Origin of the sequence: Massilia glaciei, assembly GCF_003011895.2 — a bacterium.
Classification (GTDB): domain Bacteria; phylum Pseudomonadota; class Gammaproteobacteria; order Burkholderiales; family Burkholderiaceae_D; genus Telluria_A; species Telluria_A glaciei.
In genome coordinates, this window is the sequence record NZ_PXWF02000346.1 from 46073 (window position 1) to 63737 (window position 17665).

Genomic DNA, 17665 nt, shown 5'->3' on the forward strand with positions numbered 1-17665 from the left:
AGCGTTCCGAGGACATGATCGCGCCATTCCACGAATTCCGCGCCTGCATAGAATATCTGCAAGAACACCTCAAAGACGACATCAGCATCAGCGACCTGGCCGACCTGTCGTGCATGTCGCTGTCGACTTTCGAGCGCAAGTTCAAGCAGCATTTCTCGCGCACGCCCAAGCAGTACATCTTGCACATGAAGGTGCACGAGGCGTGTCGCCTGCTGCCGGCGACCCAGAGCATCGCGCGGGTGGCGGTCGAGACGGGTTTCGGCGGGCAGAGCTACTTCACCAAGCAATTTCGCAGTGTGGTGGGCATCACGCCCAAGCAGTACCAGCGCTCGCTCATCGCGGCGGGCCGGCGCGAAACGCGTTTTTCCTGAACCCTTCGCCGCGATTTTTCGCCGCGCCCAGTCGATCAAACGTCACGTGGGAGTCGTAGTCATGTTCGAACCAAAAAATGGGGAAAGTGCCGCCGGGGGCACGCCGGTCATGTCGCGCCGCAACGCTTTGCTCAGCATCGCCGCGCTGTGCGGCCTGGCGATGACGGGCGATGTGCTTGCCGCCGTGTCCAAGGCGAAGGCGAAGGGGCCGTATGCGCCGGTGTTCCTGACCCCGGCTTCGCTCAAACTGACCGCGGTGCTGGCCGAGCTGACCATCCCCGCCACCGACACGCCCGGCGCATTGGCCGTCGGCGCCCACCGGACCATCGACAGCGTGCTCGGCGTGTGCTCGGGCAAAAGGGCGCAGGACCAGTTTGTCCGCGGCCTGGCGCGCATCGACGAGGCCGCCATGCTGCGGCACGGAAAAACTTCATCTCCCTCAAGCCGGCAGGGCAGGCGGAGCTGCTGCGCGCGCTCGACGCCACCAGCGCGCCCTTCACCAAGGCCGACCACGATTTCTTCATACAGTTGAAGTCGCTGACGCTGTTCGCCTACTACACGTCGGAAGCCGGCGCCACGCTCGAGCTGAACTATGTCCCTGTGCCGGGTGGCTTCAAGGGCAATGTCGCAAGCGCCACCGTCGGCCGCCGCTGGGCTTTGTAAATCATTTCGCGCAACAGGGGACACCATGGAACAAGTTTCATCGGCTTATATCAAGAGAAGCAGCGAACCGTTCGACGCGATCGTGGTCGGCTCGGGCATCACCGGCGGCTGGGCGGCAAAGGAACTGTGCGAGCGCGGCCTGCGCACCCTGATGGTCGAGCGCGGCCGTCCGGTCGAGCACCGCACCGACTATGTCACCGAGGGCGTGGACGCGTGGAACATGCCCAACCGCGGCCGCATGGACGCCAAGGTGGTCGAGGAGCAGTTCCACGTGCAGAGCAAGTGCTACGCCTTCAGCGACTACACCAAGCAGTTTTTCAACAACGACCGGGACATGCCCTACAGCACGCCGGAGAACCGTCCGTTCAACTGGATCCGCGGCAACCAGGTCGGTGGCAAGTCGCTGACCTGGGCGCGCCAGTCGCACCGCTGGGGCCCGCTCGATTTCGAGTCGAATGCCAAGGACGGCCACGGCGTGGACTGGCCGATCCGCTATGACGACCTGGCGCCGTGGTACTCCCACGTGGAGCGCCACGCGGGCATCAGCGGCTCCCGGGAAAACATGGATATCCTGCCCGACAGCAAATTCCTGGAGGCGTTTGAATTCAACAATGTCGAAAAAGCGTTCAAGAAAAAATTCGACCCCGCCTTCGCGCCGGCGCGGATGATCATGGGGCGCTGCGCCCACTTGTCCAAGCCGACCGACGCGCATTTGGCGCAGGGCCGGCTGCCCTGCCAGGCGCGCAACGCGTGCGAACGCGGGTGCTCGTTCGGGGCGTATTTTTCGACCCAGAGTTCGACCCTGCCGGCCGCCCTCAAGACCGGGCGCCTGCGCATCGCCACCAACGCCATCGTGCACAGCGCGATCTACGATCCCAAGACCAACCGCGCCACCGGCGTGCGGGTGATCGACAACGAGACCATGGAGACGCGCTAGTATTTCGCCAAGGTCGTCTTCCTGTGCGCCTCGACGCTCGGCTCGACACAGGTGCTGCTCAACTCGACCTCGGCCGCGTTTCCGACCGGGATCGGCAATTCGTCGGGCGTGCTGGGCCATTACCAGATGGACCACGTGTTCGGCGCCGGCGCCGTCGGCCGGGTCGAGGGCTTCGAGGACGACTATTATTTGGGGCGCCGTCCAACAGCGCCGTACATCCCGCGTTTTCGCAACCTGGTCGACCAGCTTCCGAAGTTTTTGCGCGGTTACTCGCTGGCCGGCGGCGCCGAGCGCGAAGGTTACGGGGCCGAGGCGGACACGCCCGGTTTCGGCAAGCAGTACAAGGCCCTGATCCGCAAGCCGGGTCCGTGGATTTTCAAGCTGCATGGCCAGGGCGAGATGCTACCCCGCTACGACAACATGGTCAGCCTGCATCCGACCAAAAAGGACAAATGGGGCATGCCGCAACTGCACATCGACTGCACGTTCAGCGACAACGAACTGAGCATGCGCGAGGACATCGCCGATAGCGCCGCCCAGATCCTCGAGGCGCTCGGCGCCAAGGATGTGGTGCGGCGCGTGTCGTCCCCCGAGCAGTACCCGCCCGGCCTGGCGATCCACGAGATGGGCACGGCGCGCATGGGAAGCGACCCCAAGACCTCGATGCTCAATGGCTTCAACCAGTCGCACGACGTGCCGAACCTGTTCGTGACCGACGGCGCCTGCATGGCGTCGTCGGCCTGGAAAAACCCCTCGCTCACTTTCATGGCGCTCACCGCCCGCGCCTGCGACTACGCGGCCGGGCAAATCAAACTTGGCAAACTCTGAGGAAGGCACCGCATGATGAACCCGCACTACATTAAACACCCGGTACTGCTGCTCGCTTGCCTGCTGGGCGTGGGCTGCGCCTCGGCGCCGGCCGTGCCCGAGGCGCCGCGCTACGGCGTGCAACTATGGTCCGTCAAAGACGAGATCAAGACCGATTTCGAGGGCACGCTCACCAGGCTGGCCAAGCTCGGCTTCGAAGGCGTCGAGTTCGCGGGCCATTTCGGCCGCTTCGGCAACGATCCGGCCGGCCTGAAAGCCTTCCTCGACAAATCGGGCCTGCGCTGCACCAGCGCCCACGTCGGGCTCGACCTGTTCGCCCCCGCCAAATTCTACGCCACGACCAGGTTCTACAAGACGCTCGGCTGCATGGACCTGATCGTCCCGGCCGACCGGCGCGCGTTCACCGCAGCGGGCAGCCCGCAGGTGGCCCGCGAACTGGCCGCATTGTCGGCCAAGCTCGCGCCGCTGGGCATGCGCACCGGTTACCACAACCATGCCGAGGAGATGGCGGGCGCGGTTGGCGAAACCCCGTGGGACATCCTGGCCAGGGGCACGCCGCAGGACGCCATCTTGCAGCAGGACGTGGGCTGGACCACGCAGGCGGGCAAGGACCCGGTCGCCTATGTGCGCCGCTATCCGGGACGCTCGATCAGCATGCACTACAAGGCCAAGTTCGCGCCCGGCACCAGCGGCACGCCGATCATCGGCCAGGACCGCACCGATTGGGTCGGGCTCACGCTGGCCGCGCGCAGCGTTGGCGGCACCGTGTGGATGATCGTCGAGCAGGAGGAGTATCCCAACGGGATGGGCCAGGTCGAGTCGGTCGCCGCCTCCCTGCGCGGCCTGAAGGCCGAGCTGGCCAAAATGCCCGCGAAATGACGCCATGAGCCTCTCCGTCCGCTTCGAGCGCATCGTCAAGGAATTTGGCCCCGTGCGCGTGCTGCACGGCGTCGACTTCGCGCTCGAGCCCGGGCGCGTGGTCGGCCTGCTGGGGGAGAACGGCGCCGGCAAATCGACGCTGATGAAAATCCTGGCCGGCTACGAGCGGCCCACGGGCGGCGCGCTGCTGGTCGACGGGGTGGCGCGCCACTTCGCCGACGCGCGCGACGCCGAGGCGCTGGGCATCGCGCTGATCGACCAGGAATTCAATCTCGCCGAAGACCTGACGATCACCCAGAACATTTTTCTGGGCCACGTGAAAAGGAACGGCTGGATGCTCGACCGGAAAGCCATGCGCGCCGCCGCCGCGCTCTGCCTCGAACAGGTTGGCCTGGCCGTCAGCCCCGACACGACGGTGGCCGAACTGATCGTCGCCGAAAAGCAGCTGGTCGAAATCGCCAAAGCCCTGTCGCGCAATGCGCGCCTGTTGATCATGGACGAGCCGACCGCCAGCCTGTCGGCGGGGGAAACGCACAAGCTGTTCGCGCTCATGGCGCGCCTGAAGTCGCAGGGCGCGACCATCATCTACATCTCGCACAAGCTCGATGAGATGGAGGCGAACACGGATGAGGTGGTGGTCATGCGCGACGGCCTGTTCGTCACGCGCGCGCCCACCGCCGACATCAACCGGCGCCAGATGGCCAACCTGATGGTCGGGCGCGACGTGTCCGACATGTTCCAGCCGAAGGCGCTGGCGGCGCCGGACGCGCCGGTGCTGTTCAAAGTGAGCGGCCTCGAGGTGCCGGGCTGGGTGCACGGCCTTGGTTTCGAGGTGCGGGCCGGCGAAATCCTCGGCTTCGGTGGCCTGGTCGGCGCCGGGCGCACCGAGGCGTTCGAGGCGCTGATAGGCCTGCGCGCAAGGACGGCCGGCGCGATCGAGATCGACGGCGCCCCGGTCGACCTGCGCAGCCCGCGCCAGGCCATGCTGCATGGCGTGACCTACCTGAGCGAAGACCGCAAAGGCAAAGGCCTGCACGTTGACCTTGGCCTGCGCGAAAACCTCACCATGATGACGCTCGAGCGCGACGCCAAGCCGTGGCTCGACATCAAGGCCGGACGCGCCGCGCTGGCCAGGGCGATCGCCGACTTCGGCATCCGCCTGCGCGACCCCGAATGCGCCGCGCGCTCGCTCTCCGGCGGCAACCAGCAAAAGCTGGCGCTGGCCAAATACCTGCGCTCCGACCCGCGCGTGATCGTGCTCGACGAGCCGACCCGCGGCGTCGACGTCGGCGCCAAGCGCGACATTTACCTACTGATCCACCAACTGGCGGCGCAGGGCAGGGCGGTGATCGTCATCTCGTCCGAACTGATTGAACTGATCGGCCTGTGCCACCGCGTCGCCGTGCTGCGCGGCGGCCGGCTGCGAGCCATGCTCGCCAGCGCCGACCTCACCGAAGAAGAATTGATAGCCCATGCAACCGACACCCACCACTAAAGCGGCGCATTCGTGGCCATCCCTGGACCGGCTCAAGGGCTTCGGTCCGCTTGTCGCGCTGGTCCTGCTGTGCATCGCCGGCGCCCTGCTCAACCCGGACTTCGCCACCTTCGACAATATGATGAACGTGCTCACGCGCACCGCCTTCATCGGCATCATCGCGGTCGGCATGACGTTCGTGATCGTCTCCGGCGGCATCGACCTGTCGGTCGGCTCGATGGCCGCGCTGATCGCCGGCGCCATGATCGTGCTGATGAACCACGCCGGCGCGGCCTCGCTCGCGCCGATACCGACCGTGGCGCTGGGCATCGCGCTGGCGCTGGTGCTGGGCGCCGTGTTTGGCGGCGCGCACGGCTTCCTGATCACGCACGGGCGCATCGAGCCGTTCATCGTCACCCTCGGCACGCTGGGCATTTTCCGCGCGGTGCTGACCTACCTGGCCGACGGCGGCGCGCTCACCCTCGAGAGCGAACTGTCCGACACCTATAGCCCGGTCTACTACCACAGCATCGCGGCGGTGCCGGTCCCGGTCTGGGTATTCCTGCTGGTGGCGGTCGGCGGCGTGGTCATTTTGAACCGCACCGCCTTCGGCCAACATGTGCAGGCGATCGGCTCGAACGAGCAGGTGGCGCGCTACGCGGCGATCCGGGTCGACCGCGTCAAGGTGCTGACCTACCTTCTGCTTGGCGTGTGCGTGGCGATCGCCACCATTTTGTACGTGCCTCGGCTCGGCTCGGCCACCCCGACCACCGGCATCCTGTGGGAGCTCGAGGCGATTGCCGCGGTCGTCGTCGGCGGCACCTCGCTCAAGGGCGGCTCTGGCCGCATCATGGGCACCGTCGTCGGCGCGATCTTGCTGTCGGTGATCGGCAATATCCTCAATCTCACCAGCATTATCAGTGTCCACCTCAACGCCGCAGTGCAGGGCGTTGTCATCATCGGCGTCGCCTACCTGCAGCGCGGGCGCCGCTAGTGCCGTCTCATTCAAGGAGAACAATATGAACCACCTGACCCGAATCACCGCAGCCTGCCTGCTCGCCCTCGGCGCCTTGTCGGCCCACGCGGCCGAAAAAGTCGTGCTCGGCGTCGCCATTCCGACCGCGACGCACAGCTTCACCGGCGGCATCGTCTGGTGGGCCAACAAAGCCAAGCAGGAGCTCGAAGCGGCCCACCCGAACCTCAAAGTCATCGTCAAAACAGCGGCCAGCGCGCCGGACCAGGCCAACCAGCTGCAAGACCTGCTGGTCGTGAACAAGATCAACACGCTGGTCATCTTCCCGCTCGAATCGGCCTCGCTGACGCAGCCCGTCAACCAGCTCAAGAAAAAGGGCGTCTACGTGACCGTGGTCGACCGCGGCCTGACCAACGTGAACGCGCAGAACGCCTACATCGCCGGCGACAACACCGCCTTTGGCCGCCTGCCGGCCGAGCACCTTGGCAGGCAGTTGGGCGGGAAGGGCAATATCGTGATCCTGCGCGGCATGCCGAGCACGCTCGACAACGAGCGTGTCAACGCCTTCAACGCCGCGCTCAAGGCCACGCCGGGCATCAAGGTGCTCGACACCAAATTCGGCAACTGGAACCGTGACGACGCCTTCAAGGTGATGCAGGACTACCTGACCCGCTTCAAGCAGATCGACGCGGTGTGGGCGGCCGACGACGACATGGCGATCGGCGTGCTCAAGGCGATCGAGCAGGCCAAGCGCACCGACATCAAGGAGGTGTTTGGCGGCGCGGGCGCGAAGGGCGCGGTCAAAAAGATCATGGATGGCGACAAGCTGGTGCAGGCCAATGTGTCCTACTCGCCCAAGTTCATCTACGACGCCATCAAGATGACCGCTGCGGCGCGCCTGAACGGCAAGGTGCTGCCGGCCAAGACCATCATCCCGTCGGTGCTGATCACACGCGCGAACGCCAGCAAGTTCTACTTCCCGGATTCGCCGTACTAAAAGGACTCGAATGAAGACGATCAAGGGGCCAGCCATTTTCCTGGCCCAATTCATGGGGCCCGAGGTGCCGTTCAACAGCCTCGCCGGCCTCGCCGGCTGGGCCGCGGAACTGGGCTACAAGGCGATCCAGCTGCCGTGCGACCCGCGCCTGTTCGACCTAGAGATCGCCGCCGGCAGCCAGGGCTACTGCGACGATGTCGCGGGCACGCTGGCCGCGCACGGCCTGCAGGTGAGCGAGTTGTCCACGCACCTGCAGGGGCAGCTGGTGGCCGTGCACCCGGCCTACGACACGCTGTTCGACGGCTTCGCTCCGGCCCACCTGCGCGGCGACCCTGGGCGGCGCCGGGAGTGGGCCGCCGGCCAGCTGCACAAGGCGGCCATCGCCTCGCGCCGGCTCGGCCTGAAGGCGCACGCCACTTTTTCGGGCGCGCTCGCGTGGCCCTACCTGTATCCATGGCCGCAGCGTCCCGCCGGCCTGGTCGAAGAGGCGTTCGCCGAACTGGGAAGGCGCTGGCTGCCGATCCTCGACGCGTTCGACGAGCAAGGCGTCGACGTGTGCTACGAGCTGCACCCGGGCGAGGACCTGCACGGCGGCACCAGCTTCGAACGCTTCCTCGAATCCGTGTGCGGCCATCGCCGCGCCAACATCCTGTACGACCCGAGCCACTTCGTGCTGCAGCAGCTCGACTATCTCGACTTCATCGACATCTACCACGAGCGGATCAAGGCGTTCCACGTCAAGGATGCGGAGTTCCGCCCGAACGGCCGGCAGGGCGTCTACGGCGGCTACTCCAGCTGGCAGGACCGGGCCGGGCGTTTCCGCTCGCTGGGCGACGGCCAGATCGATTTTGGCGCCATTTTCTCCAAACTGGCGCAGTACGACTTCGATGGCTGGGCGGTGCTGGAATGGGAGTGCTGCCTCAAGCATCCCGAGGCCGGCGCGCGCGAGGGAGCGCAATTCATCGGCAAGCACATCATCCCGGTGGCGCAACGCGCCTTTGACGATTTTGCCGGCAGCGGCGCAAACCTTGAACAGATCCGCGGCCTGATGGGCTTCGCAACAACGGAGTAACAAACTATGACGACCCCACATCGACGCCTAAGGCTTGGGATGGTTGGCGGTGGCGACGGGGCGTTCATTGGTGCCGTCCACCGCATCGCCGCGCGGCTCGACGATTGCTACGAGCTGGTGGCGGGAGCGCTGTCGAGCCAGCCGGCGCGGGCCGCGGCCAGCGCCGCCGGCATCCGCCTCGCGCCCGAGCGCAGCTACGCCGACTATGCCGAAATGGCGCGCTGCGAAGCGGCCCGGCCCGACGGCATCGACGTCGTCGCCATCGTCACGCCGAACTACCTTCACGCGCCGGTCGCCACGGCATTCCTCGAACAGGGCATCCACGTCATCTGCGACAAACCCTTGGCGATCACGCTGGCCGAAGGCGAGGCGCTGGCGGCGCTGGCACTGTCGAAGCGGCGCGTGTTCGCGCTGACCCATGTCTACGCGGGCTACCCGATGGTGCGCCACGCGCGCGCGATGGTGGCGGCGGGCGACATCGGCGAGGTGCGCCTGGTGCACGTCGAGTACGCGCAGGATTGGCTGGCCGAGGCGGCCAACCAGGGCGCGGACTACCAGAAGAACAACTGGCACAACGACCCTCTGCGCGCCGGCGCGGCCGGCTGCCTGGGCGACATCGGCAGCCATGCGTATCACCTCGCCGCGTTTGTCAGCGGCATGCAGCCGGACCAGGTGCTCGACGACCATGTGCAGGTCATGCTGCGCTACCCGAACGGCGCGCGCGGCATGCTGTGGTCGAGCCAGATGGCGACCGGCTGCGAAAACGCGCTGCGCCTGCGGGTGTACGGCAGCAAGGCGAGCCTGGCGTTTGACCAGGAAAACCCGAACCAGCTGTGGATGACGCCACAGGGCGGCACGGCCCAGCGCCTGACGCGCGGGCGGGTGCGGGGCTCGGCGGCGGAGGCGGTGACGCGGGTGCCTTCGGGCCATCCCGAAGGCTATCTCGAAGCGTTTGCGCAGCTGTACCGCGATGCCGCGGCCCAGATCATCGCGGTGGAGACGGGCCAAGCCATGCAGTCGCACGCGCTCGACATGCCTGACGTCGGCGATGGCGTGGCCGGCTTGCGCTTCATGGATGCGGTGCTTGAAAGCGATCGGCGCGGGTCGAGTTGGGTGGCGCTGCGGGCTTGAGCGGCCGCCAATCGTGGCGCCCGTGTTTGGTCGTGGTGGGAGGATTCGAACCTCCGGCTTTCGATTCCGGATAAAGAACGGCAATCAAGATACCGCAGCGCCGCAGGGCTGGTTGGAAATCCAAGCGCGGGTATTCTATTGATAAGGTTCGGCAGCGCAATTTCAAACTGTGCATACCAAACTTTGGAAGGCGCATGACTGCATGTTCTGCATGGGTCCCCGCTTTCGCGGGAATGACGTGATTTTTCCCCGCCAAAAGAGAACATGCGCCCGTCGGCTTCCCAGCCGGACACCCGATTTTTCCTGTTTGCCAGTATCCTGGCCCTTGCAACTCACGACAACCCAACATTGAAGAACGGAACAATATCGACGGGCGCGGGGGCGGCCGGAGGGAGGGGTGGTCGGGGTGCGAGGATTCGAACCTCCGGACTCTGCGTCCCGAACGCAGCGCTCTACCAGGCTGAGCCACACCCCGTCGCCGCACTGCGGCTTAGGGGATAGTTAAGCAGGCCTAGTGGGTGCGGTCAACCGCGAACGCGCAGAGCTGGAGCAAACTCTGTTTATATAGGCTGTCCGGCAGGCCAGAAATGGCGTCGGCCGCGCGCTGTGCGGCAATTTCCGCCTCGCGCCGCGTGTAGTCGAGCGCGCCGCCGGTGGTGATGGCCGCCAAAATGGCGTCGAAGTGCTGCTCGTCGCCCTGCTCGATGCAGGCGCGCACAAGCTCGCGCTGTTCGGGCGTGCCGTTCTCCATCAGGTAGATCAAGGGCAGGGTAGGCTTGCCTTCGCGCAGGTCGTCGCCGACGTTCTTGCCGATCTCGGTCGCGTCGCCGGCGTAGTCGAGCACGTCGTCGATGAGCTGGAACGCGGTCCCGAGCGAGCGGCCGTATTCGCCGGCCGCGTCGACCTCGGCGGCGCTGGCGCCGGAGATGAGCGCGCCTAGCTGGGCCGCAGCCTCGAACAGCTTCGCCGTTTTCGAGCGGATCACATTCAGGTAGCTTTCCTGGCTCACGTCGGGGTTGTGCATGTTGAGCAGCTGCAGCACTTCACCCTCGGCGATCACATTGGTCGCGTCCGACAAGATCTGCATGACCCGCATATTGTCCAGGCCGACCATCATCTGGAACGCGCGCGAGTACAAAAAGTCGCCCACCAGCACCGAGGCGGCGTTGCCGAACAGGGCGTTGGCGGTGGCGCGCCCGCGCCGCATCGACGATTCGTCGACGACGTCGTCGTGCAGCAGCGTGGCCGTGTGGATGAATTCAACGACCGCGGCCAGCTCGTGGTGGGCGCTGCCCTTGTAACCATAGGCGTTGGCCACCAGCAGCACCAGCACGGGGCGGATGCGCTTGCCGCCGGCGCTGATGATGTACTCGGCGATCTGGTTGACGAGGGTGACCTCGGAATGGAGCCGCTGCCGGATGACCACATTGACTGCGTCCATGTCGGAGGCAATCGATTCTGCGATGTTGACTTTTGGAGCGTGTAAGATAGCGGCTGACAAGGCTGACCTGCAATGGACGTTGGGTGCGCCGATTATACGACATGCCCGCGCCATCCGTCGTCCCGGCCGCCCCGGCGCCGCCCCGTTCACCCATGCCGCAAGGTTGTCGTTGTGCACATACCACGAACAAGCGGCCTTGTGCGCACGTTTTGACGGAAAAATTTATTCCATGTATAATCACAGGTTCCCCAAGTCGCGTGCACGTCCTGCGTGCGTCCGGCAGGGGGAGATTCTTTTAACATTTGATGAGGTTTCCTATCATGTACGCGGTCATAAAAACCGGTGGCAAACAATACAAAGTTGTCGCTGGCGAAAAACTTAAAGTAGAACAGATACCGGCAGACATTGGTTCCGAACTCACCATCGATCAAGTTCTCGCAGTAGGCGCGGGCGACACCATCAAGTTTGGTGCGCCATTGGTCGAAGGTGCAACGGTGCTGGTTACTGTTGTGGCACACGGTCGTCACGATAAGGTGAAGATTTTCAAGATGCGTCGTCGTAAGCACTACCAAAAGCATCAGGGACATCGTCAGAATTACACCGAAATCCAAATCGTATCGATCAACGGCTAATCGCTGTTTGCCCGATTAATCAGCTATCAAGGAGTATTTAAATGGCACATAAAAAAGGCGGCGGCACAACGCGTAACGGTCGTGACTCAGAATCAAAGCGCCTCGGCGTTAAGGTTTATGGCGGTCAAGCGATCAATGCCGGCGGCATCATCATTCGTCAACGCGGCACGCCAGTGCGCGCCGGCGAAGGCGTTGGCTGCGGCAAGGACCACACCCTGTTTGCGCTCATCCCAGGCAAGGTCAAGTTCATCGTCAAGGGCCCACAGTCGCACCAGTTCGTGACCGTGGTACCTAACGAAGCGGTTGCGGCAGCAGCCTGATCGTTTCGGCGCTGAATTTCAGCGCACATTTGTAAGGCGAAAGCCCTGTGTCCCTGCAGGGAAGGGGTGTGCGCAAATATGCGCACACCGGTAAGCTGGCACATTGCTTTGCAATGCGAATCCCCTGCATACCCTTCCATCGAAAGGCTCTGCCAACGGTAGGGCCTTTTTAGTTTTTAGAGCGGCAAAATTATGAAGTTTATCGACGAAGCAAAAATCGAAGTGATCGCCGGCGACGGCGGCAACGGCTGCGCCTCGTTCTGCCGGGAGAAATTCCGGCCTTTCGGCGGACCCGACGGCGGCGACGGCGGCAAGGGTGGTTCCATCTTCGCGGTGGCGGATCGCAATATCAACACATTGGTCGATTTCCGCTACTCCAAGATGCACAAAGCCCGCGACGGCGAACCCGGCCGCGGCGCCGACTGCTATGGCAAGGGCGCGGACGACATCATGATGCGCATGCCGGTCGGCACTTTGATCGTCGATAACAACAACGGCGAGATCATCGCCGACCTGACCGAGCACGGCCAGGTGGAGTTGCTCGCCAAGGGCGGCGAGGGCGGATGGGGCAACATCCATTTCAAGTCCTCGACCAACCGCGCGCCGCGCCAAAAGGGCGAGGGCAAAGAGGGCGAACGGCGCGAACTGCGCCTCGAGCTCAAGGTGCTGGCCGACGTCGGCCTGCTCGGCATGCCAAACGCGGGCAAGTCGACCTTCATCACGGCGGTGTCGAACGCGCGCCCGAAGATCGCCGACTATCCGTTCACGACCCTGCACCCGAACCTCGGCGTGGTGCGCGTCTCGCACGAGAAGAGCTTTGTGATCGCCGATATTCCCGGCTTGATCGAAGGCGCCTCCGAAGGCGCGGGCTTGGGCCACCAGTTCCTGCGCCACCTGCAGCGCACCGGCCTGCTGCTCCATATCGTCGACATGGCGCCGTTCGAGTCGGGCGTCGATCCGGTCAAGGAAGCCAAGGCGCTAATCAAGGAGCTGCAAAAGTACGACGAGGCGCTGGTCGACAAGCCGCGCTGGTTCGTGCTCAACAAGCTCGACGTGGTGCCCGAGGAGGACCGCAAGAAGCTGGTCAAGGATTTCGTCAAGCGCATGGCCTGGAAGGGCCCCGTGTTCGAGATTTCTGCGCTCAGCCACGACGGTTGCCCGGAGCTGGTGCACGCGATCTACAAGCACCTCGAAGAGAAGAAGGCCAGCGAATACCGTTCCGAAGAAACGCAGATGACCGAGGAAGCCCGCGGCATCGCGTCGATCGATCCGGAAGATCCGCGTTTTAAAATTCTCGACTAGTTTGAAACGCCCATGCTGAAGGCGGTGCTGCGTCAGCATCTGCTGTTCTTCGTGGCCAGCATCAGTTCGCTGGCGGCGCTGTTCGCGATGATCGACCCGGACCGGGTCGCGCGCAGCATGGGTGTGTTTATGACCGGCGTAAACGGCTACAGCCAGTTTTACGCGATGTACGTCGGCGTCCGTCTCGCTACCGCGGGGTTGGCACTGTTGGCTTCAAGGCATGGCGACCAGCCTATCCTCGGCGATATCACCGCATTGTTCGTGCTGGCGCAGCCGGCCGGCCGCCTCATCGCGGCCTTCGCCATTGGCCTGCCCCAGGGATTGTTGTTAGTCATATGCGTGATCGAACTGCTGGGTGGCCTCGCGCTGCTCGCATTGCGCCCCGCGTTCACACAGAACCGCCGCCGATGAAATCCGTCATACAAAAAGCGACCCGTATCATCATCAAGGTTGGCTCCTCGCTCGTCACCAACGACGGGCGCGGGCTCGACCACGCCGCCATCGCGCGCTGGGCCGCCCAGATCGCCGCGCTGCGCGCGCTGGGCAAGGAGGTCGTGCTGGTCAGTTCGGGCGCGGTCGCCGAGGGCATGCTGCGCCTTAAATTCGAGACCCGTCCCACCGACATCCACGAGCTGCAGGCCTGCGCCGCCGTCGGCCAGATGGGGCTCGCGCAAATCTACGAGTCGAGCTTCCGCGCGCACGGGCTGGGCACGGCGCAGGTGCTGCTCACGCACGCCGACCTGGCCGACCGCGAGCGCTACCTGAACGCGCGCTCGACCCTGACCACGCTGCTGCGATTCGGCGTGGTCCCGATCATCAACGAGAACGACACCGTCGTCACCGACGAGATCAAGTTCGGCGACAACGACACCCTCGGCGCGCTCGTCGCCAACCTGATCGAGGCCGACGCGCTGATCATCCTGACCGACCAGCATGGGCTGTTCAGCGCCGACCCGCGCAAGGATCCGGCGGCGGTGCTGATCGCGCGGTGTCAGGCCGGCGATCCGGCGCTCGAGGCCATGGCCGGCGGCGCCGGCAGCAGCATCGGGCGCGGCGGGATGCTGACCAAGATTTTGGCGGCCAAGCGCGCCGCGGCGTCGGGCGCGCACACCATCATCGCCTGGGGGCGCGACAGCGACGTGCTCACCCGGCTCGCCAACGGCGAGGCGATCGGCACCGAACTATCGGCGCAGACCGGGCGCCTGACCGCACGCAAGCAGTGGATGGCGGACCATCTGCACACCGCCGGCAAGGTGGTGATCGACGCCGGCGCGGTCCAGAAGCTGTCGAACGAAGGCAAGTCGCTGCTGCCGATCGGCGTGGTCGAGGTCAGGGGCGAGTTTGGACGCGGCGCGGTCATCACCTGCATCGCCGAGGACGGCCGGGCGCTGGCGCGCGGCTTGAGCAACTACACCAGCGCGGAGGCGCGCAGGATCATGCGCAAGCCGTCGGCGGAGATCGAATCGATTCTCGGTTTCCTCGAGGGGAAAGAGCTGATTCACCGGGATAATCTGGTCTTGCTGTAGCGCCGCGCCAGCGGGGCCGCGATCGGCAAGGCAGGGCCGCGGGCAGCTTCAAGATCGGCACCGCGGCGCTGGTCAAGGCCTCCGCGGCCGGCCGCCCAAGGCCGCCTACTGCGGCGCCGAAAATTCTTCGAATGCCGCCAAGGCGTTGGCCGAATACATCGCCGATGGCCCCCCAGGGCCTCCTCGAGTTCTGCCTTGGTGGTGCCGAGCCTGACCAGCGCCTGCACATGAAAGCCGATGCAGGCGTCGCAATGGGCCGCCACGCCCAAGGTCAGCGCGATCAGTTCCTTGGTCTTGCGGCTGAGGGCGCCGTCGCGCGTCGCGGCCCGCGCCAGCTCGCCAAACCCCTTCATCACGTCGGGAAGGTCCTCGCGCAGGGTGCCGAGTTGCTTCGACACCGATGCGGTCAATTCCTTGTATCCATTTGCAGTGTTTGCCATTCGATTTCCCCGATGGTGTGGTTTATTTTGGCTTGATGTTTTTTTTGTTTATTTTTTCGCCGCGCAAGTGCGGATCCCGAACGGCAGGTAGGCCGGGCAGGTGCCGATAATCCCGGTCGCCAGCGGAACCACGCCGATCCAGCCCCATACCCCGATCACGCCAAACAGCGTGGCCGCGATCAGGCCCAGCCCAACCAGAATCCGAATCGCGCGGTCGATACTTCCTACGTTTGCCTGCATGACTTTCCCCTTGAATGCGAGCCCGCCGCCATGGCGCATGTCGCCGGGCTTCGGAACGGGTCGTATGCATACCGTCGCACGTTCCGTGCCAGCGCGCGAGCGGGTTTTTTTTGATTAATAACAAGCACTTGCGCGCGGGCGCGCGGTGCGATGTCTGCCAATGTGGCAGCGCTGGCAGTGATTGGCAGTGATTGCCAGGATCGGCGGCGATCGGCGGGCGCCGCCACGGGCTGCTAGTCCAGGCCTTGCGCCTTCAGGCGCCGGTACAGCGTGCGCTCGCTGATGCCCAGGTGCGCTGCCAGTTCGCCGCGGGTGCCGCCGAATGTGGGGAGCGCCGCCGCCAGCGCGCCGGCGGCCGGCGGCGCGGCGCCTTGCCCGAGCGGCGCGGCGGGCAGGTGCTCGCTCCGGATCACGCCGTCGTCGGCGAACAGCCTGGCCCGTTCGAGCGCGTTGCGCAACTCGCGCACGTTGCCCGGCCAGGCGCGCCGCTGCAGCTGCGCCAGGGCGTCCGGCGCGATCGTCAACTTGCGCGTGCCGGCGCCGGCGCGCCGCAGGAACGAATCGACCAGCAAGGCGATGTCGCCGGCGCGTTCGCGCAGCGGCGGCAGCGCGATCGGAAAGACGCTGATGCGGTAATACAGGTCTTGCCGAAAACGGCCCTCGGCCATCATCTTCTCCAACGGCTTGTGGGTCGCGGCAACGAGCCGGAAATTGGCGTGCAAGGTTTCGACCCCGCCGACGCGCCGATAGGTGCCCGATTCGATCAGCCGCAGCAGCTTGACCTGCATCGCCAGCGGCACATCGCCGATCTCGTCGAGGAACAGGGTGCCGCCCTGCGCCGTCTCGACCAACCCCGGCTTGCGCGCGGCTGCGCCCGTGAAGGCGCCCTTTTCGTGGCCGAACAATTCGCTCTCGAACAGCGTTTCGGTCAGGCCCGAGCAGTCGACGACGACCAGCGGGCCGCCGGCGCGGTCGCTGGTTTCGTGCACCGCGCGCGCGAACAGCTCCTTGCCGCTGCCCGACTCGCCCAGCAACAGCACCGGCAGGGTGGACGGCGCCACCCGCCGCAGCGCCGCCAGCGCCAGGTTGAAGGCCGGCGAGCGGCCGACCAACCCCTCTTCGCTTGGACGCGCCGACGCGCCGCGCACCGTCGTGAGCCGCTCGACGTAGGCGGTGATCGCGCCGGCCGCGTCGAGGATCGGGCGCAGTTCGACCTCGACATGCTCGGGGCCGCGCGGCGTGTGGTGGATGTGCAGCACGCGCTCCGGTCCGCGCAATTGCCGTGCCTTCCTCATCGGACAGTGTTCGCCGGCCTGGTCGCAGGGCACCTCGTGGTGGTGCGAGACCTTGTAGCACTTGTGGCCGATGAATGGCTGCAAGGCGCTGCCGAACTGGCGCTGGTAGGCGCTGTTGGCGGCCAGGATGTTGTGGTCGGCGTCGAGCACTATCATCGGGTCGGGCTCGTGCTCGAGAAACGACACCAGCGACTGTATCGGCGCGGACAGGGCCGGCGGCGTGGCGGGGAGGGGCGGCCGGCCGGTCATCGTCGCTCCGGGCCCCTGGGCACGCCGTCCGGCGCCGCCATGCCCGTCGAGCGCGGCCGCCGCTGGCAGCCGCGGCGCCGGCGCCGTTCGGGCCCGGTGCCGGGCAAATGATCGGGTCCGCCGGGGCGCGCGTCAGGCGCCATGCGGCAGCCCCAGGTTCCGGTTGGCGGGCACGGCGATGTCGATCAGCCTCGGCTTGGGCAGGTCGAGCGCCGCCATCAGCGCGACAAAGTCGTCCTTGCCGCGGTTGGCCAGGCGGGCGTTGTGCCGCTTCTCCCATCCGATGCTCGACACCGACTGCCCCTTGTAGTCGTGGCCGGGCCACACGCGGGTGGCGTCGGGCAGCGCGAACAGCTTGCCGACCACGCTCTCGTGCAGCGCCGCCGCGCTGCCGCCCTGGAAGTCGGTGCGCCCGCAGCCGTCGATCAGCAAGGTGTCGCCGCTGAAGGCGTTGCCGCGCCAGAGATAGCTGACGCTGCCGGCGGTGTGGCCGGGCGTGTGCAGCACCGCGATCTGGTCGTGGGCGCCGAAGCCGATGATGTCGCCATCGCCAAGCTGCAGCTCGGCCGGGGCGATGCCGCAACCGGACGGCACGGCGGCCCGGGCGCCGGTGAGCGCGCGCAGCTTGCCGGCCGAGGTCACATGGTCGGCGTGGGCGTGGGTTTCGAGCACGTAGGCAAGCTCGAGCCCGAGCCGCGCTAGATGGGCCAGGTCGCGCTCCCAATGACGCTCGACCGGGTCGATGATGACGGCCGACTTGCCGTCGCCGGCGATCAGGATGTAGGTGAAGGTCGATGATTCGGCATCGAACAGCTGGACGGGAAGGACATTCATCGCGGGTCTCCGGAAGGGGGATGGGGAAAATGGGTGCAAAGGGCGGGGCTGCTAGCAGTCT

The 17665-nt window shown here is 65.6% G+C and carries 18 protein-coding genes, 1 tRNA gene and 2 pseudogenes; 15 read left to right on the forward strand and 6 right to left on the reverse strand.

Features of this window, described 5'->3' with window-relative positions:
• Positions 1-14: 14 nt before the first annotated feature.
• The 10 genes and pseudogenes from C7C56_RS30440 to C7C56_RS27625 all read left to right on the forward strand — a co-directional run bounded on the left by C7C56_RS30440 (position 15) and on the right by C7C56_RS27625 (position 9325).
• Positions 15-371: an AraC family transcriptional regulator gene (locus C7C56_RS30440; protein WP_267874747.1), complete on the forward strand. Its 357-nt coding sequence runs from the start codon at positions 15-17 to the stop codon at positions 369-371.
• 160 nt (positions 372-531) lie between these two features.
• A pseudogene (locus C7C56_RS30250) lies at positions 532-1034 on the forward strand (gluconate 2-dehydrogenase subunit 3 family protein).
• A 25-nt stretch (positions 1035-1059) separates the two neighbouring features.
• Positions 1060-1971 carry a GMC family oxidoreductase N-terminal domain-containing protein gene (locus tag C7C56_RS29560; protein ID WP_219933246.1) on the forward strand — a complete coding sequence of 304 codons (912 nt, stop codon included), beginning with the start codon at positions 1060-1062 and terminating at the stop codon, positions 1969-1971.
• Between the two features lie 51 nt (positions 1972-2022).
• Positions 2023-2799: a GMC oxidoreductase gene (locus tag C7C56_RS29565; RefSeq protein WP_219933247.1), complete on the forward strand. Its 777-nt coding sequence runs from the start codon at positions 2023-2025 to the stop codon at positions 2797-2799.
• 12 nt (positions 2800-2811) lie between these two features.
• The gene (locus C7C56_RS27600; RefSeq protein ID WP_219933248.1) at positions 2812-3678 is read left to right on the forward strand and encodes a sugar phosphate isomerase/epimerase family protein; all 867 of its coding nucleotides are present in this window, start codon (positions 2812-2814) and stop codon (positions 3676-3678) included.
• A 4-nt stretch (positions 3679-3682) separates the two neighbouring features.
• Positions 3683-5173, forward strand: a complete 1491-nt coding sequence (locus tag C7C56_RS27605) for a sugar ABC transporter ATP-binding protein (RefSeq protein ID WP_106760531.1) — start codon at positions 3683-3685, stop codon at positions 5171-5173.
• A complete protein-coding gene (locus C7C56_RS27610; protein ID WP_106760532.1) occupies positions 5151-6146 on the forward strand; it encodes an ABC transporter permease in 996 nt (331 codons plus the stop codon). Before C7C56_RS27605 ends, C7C56_RS27610 begins: the two co-directional genes overlap by 23 nt.
• 25 nt (positions 6147-6171) lie before the next feature.
• Complete coding sequence (locus C7C56_RS27615; protein ID WP_106760533.1) at positions 6172-7122, forward strand: substrate-binding domain-containing protein; 951 nt, start codon at positions 6172-6174, stop codon at positions 7120-7122.
• 10 nt (positions 7123-7132) lie between these two features.
• The gene (locus C7C56_RS27620; RefSeq protein ID WP_106760534.1) at positions 7133-8194 is read left to right on the forward strand and encodes a sugar phosphate isomerase/epimerase family protein; all 1062 of its coding nucleotides are present in this window, start codon (positions 7133-7135) and stop codon (positions 8192-8194) included.
• A gap of 39 nt (positions 8195-8233) precedes the next feature.
• A complete protein-coding gene (locus tag C7C56_RS27625; protein WP_106760535.1) occupies positions 8234-9325 on the forward strand; it encodes a Gfo/Idh/MocA family protein in 1092 nt (363 codons plus the stop codon).
• A gap of 398 nt (positions 9326-9723) precedes the next feature.
• Here the strand turns inward: C7C56_RS27625 and C7C56_RS27630 are convergent.
• Positions 9724-9800 (reverse strand) — tRNA-Pro (locus C7C56_RS27630).
• A 36-nt stretch (positions 9801-9836) separates the two neighbouring features.
• Positions 9837-10826 (reverse strand): octaprenyl diphosphate synthase, encoded by a 990-nt coding sequence (gene ispB / locus C7C56_RS27635; RefSeq protein WP_106760536.1) that lies wholly within the window; start codon positions 10824-10826, stop codon positions 9837-9839.
• Between the two features lie 260 nt (positions 10827-11086).
• Here ispB and rplU point away from each other — a divergent pair, with 260 nt between their 5' ends.
• The 5 genes from rplU to proB all read left to right on the forward strand — a co-directional run bounded on the left by rplU (position 11087) and on the right by proB (position 14546).
• A complete protein-coding gene (rplU, locus tag C7C56_RS27640) occupies positions 11087-11398 on the forward strand; it encodes a 50S ribosomal protein L21 (protein WP_106760570.1) in 312 nt (103 codons plus the stop codon).
• Between the two features lie 41 nt (positions 11399-11439).
• Entirely contained in the window at positions 11440-11718 is a 279-nt protein-coding gene (rpmA, locus tag C7C56_RS27645; protein ID WP_106760537.1) for a 50S ribosomal protein L27, read from the forward strand.
• A 192-nt stretch (positions 11719-11910) separates the two neighbouring features.
• On the forward strand, positions 11911-13020 hold the full coding sequence (obgE, locus tag C7C56_RS27650; RefSeq protein ID WP_106760538.1) for a GTPase ObgE: 1110 nt from the start codon (positions 11911-11913) through the stop codon (positions 13018-13020).
• 12 nt (positions 13021-13032) lie between these two features.
• Entirely contained in the window at positions 13033-13431 is a 399-nt protein-coding gene (locus C7C56_RS27655; RefSeq protein WP_106760539.1) for a DUF4345 family protein, read from the forward strand.
• Complete coding sequence (gene proB / locus C7C56_RS27660) at positions 13428-14546, forward strand: glutamate 5-kinase (RefSeq protein WP_106760540.1); 1119 nt, start codon at positions 13428-13430, stop codon at positions 14544-14546. The genes C7C56_RS27655 and proB overlap by 4 nt, the downstream gene beginning before the upstream one ends.
• A 105-nt stretch (positions 14547-14651) precedes the next feature.
• Here proB and C7C56_RS27665 read toward each other — a convergent pair.
• The 4 genes and pseudogenes from C7C56_RS27665 to C7C56_RS27680 all read right to left on the reverse strand — a co-directional run bounded on the left by C7C56_RS27665 (position 14652) and on the right by C7C56_RS27680 (position 17604).
• Positions 14652-14986, reverse strand: a pseudogene (locus C7C56_RS27665) (carboxymuconolactone decarboxylase family protein).
• A 48-nt stretch (positions 14987-15034) separates the two neighbouring features.
• Positions 15035-15265, reverse strand: a complete 231-nt coding sequence (locus C7C56_RS27670; RefSeq protein WP_370660254.1) for a YgaP family membrane protein — start codon at positions 15263-15265, stop codon at positions 15035-15037.
• Between the two features lie 194 nt (positions 15266-15459).
• On the reverse strand, positions 15460-16770 hold the full coding sequence (locus C7C56_RS27675; protein ID WP_106760541.1) for a sigma-54 interaction domain-containing protein: 1311 nt from the start codon (positions 16768-16770) through the stop codon (positions 15460-15462).
• 132 nt (positions 16771-16902) lie between these two features.
• Positions 16903-17604 carry an MBL fold metallo-hydrolase gene (locus C7C56_RS27680; RefSeq protein WP_106760542.1) on the reverse strand — a complete coding sequence of 234 codons (702 nt, stop codon included), beginning with the start codon at positions 17602-17604 and terminating at the stop codon, positions 16903-16905.
• Positions 17605-17665 lie beyond the last annotated feature (61 nt).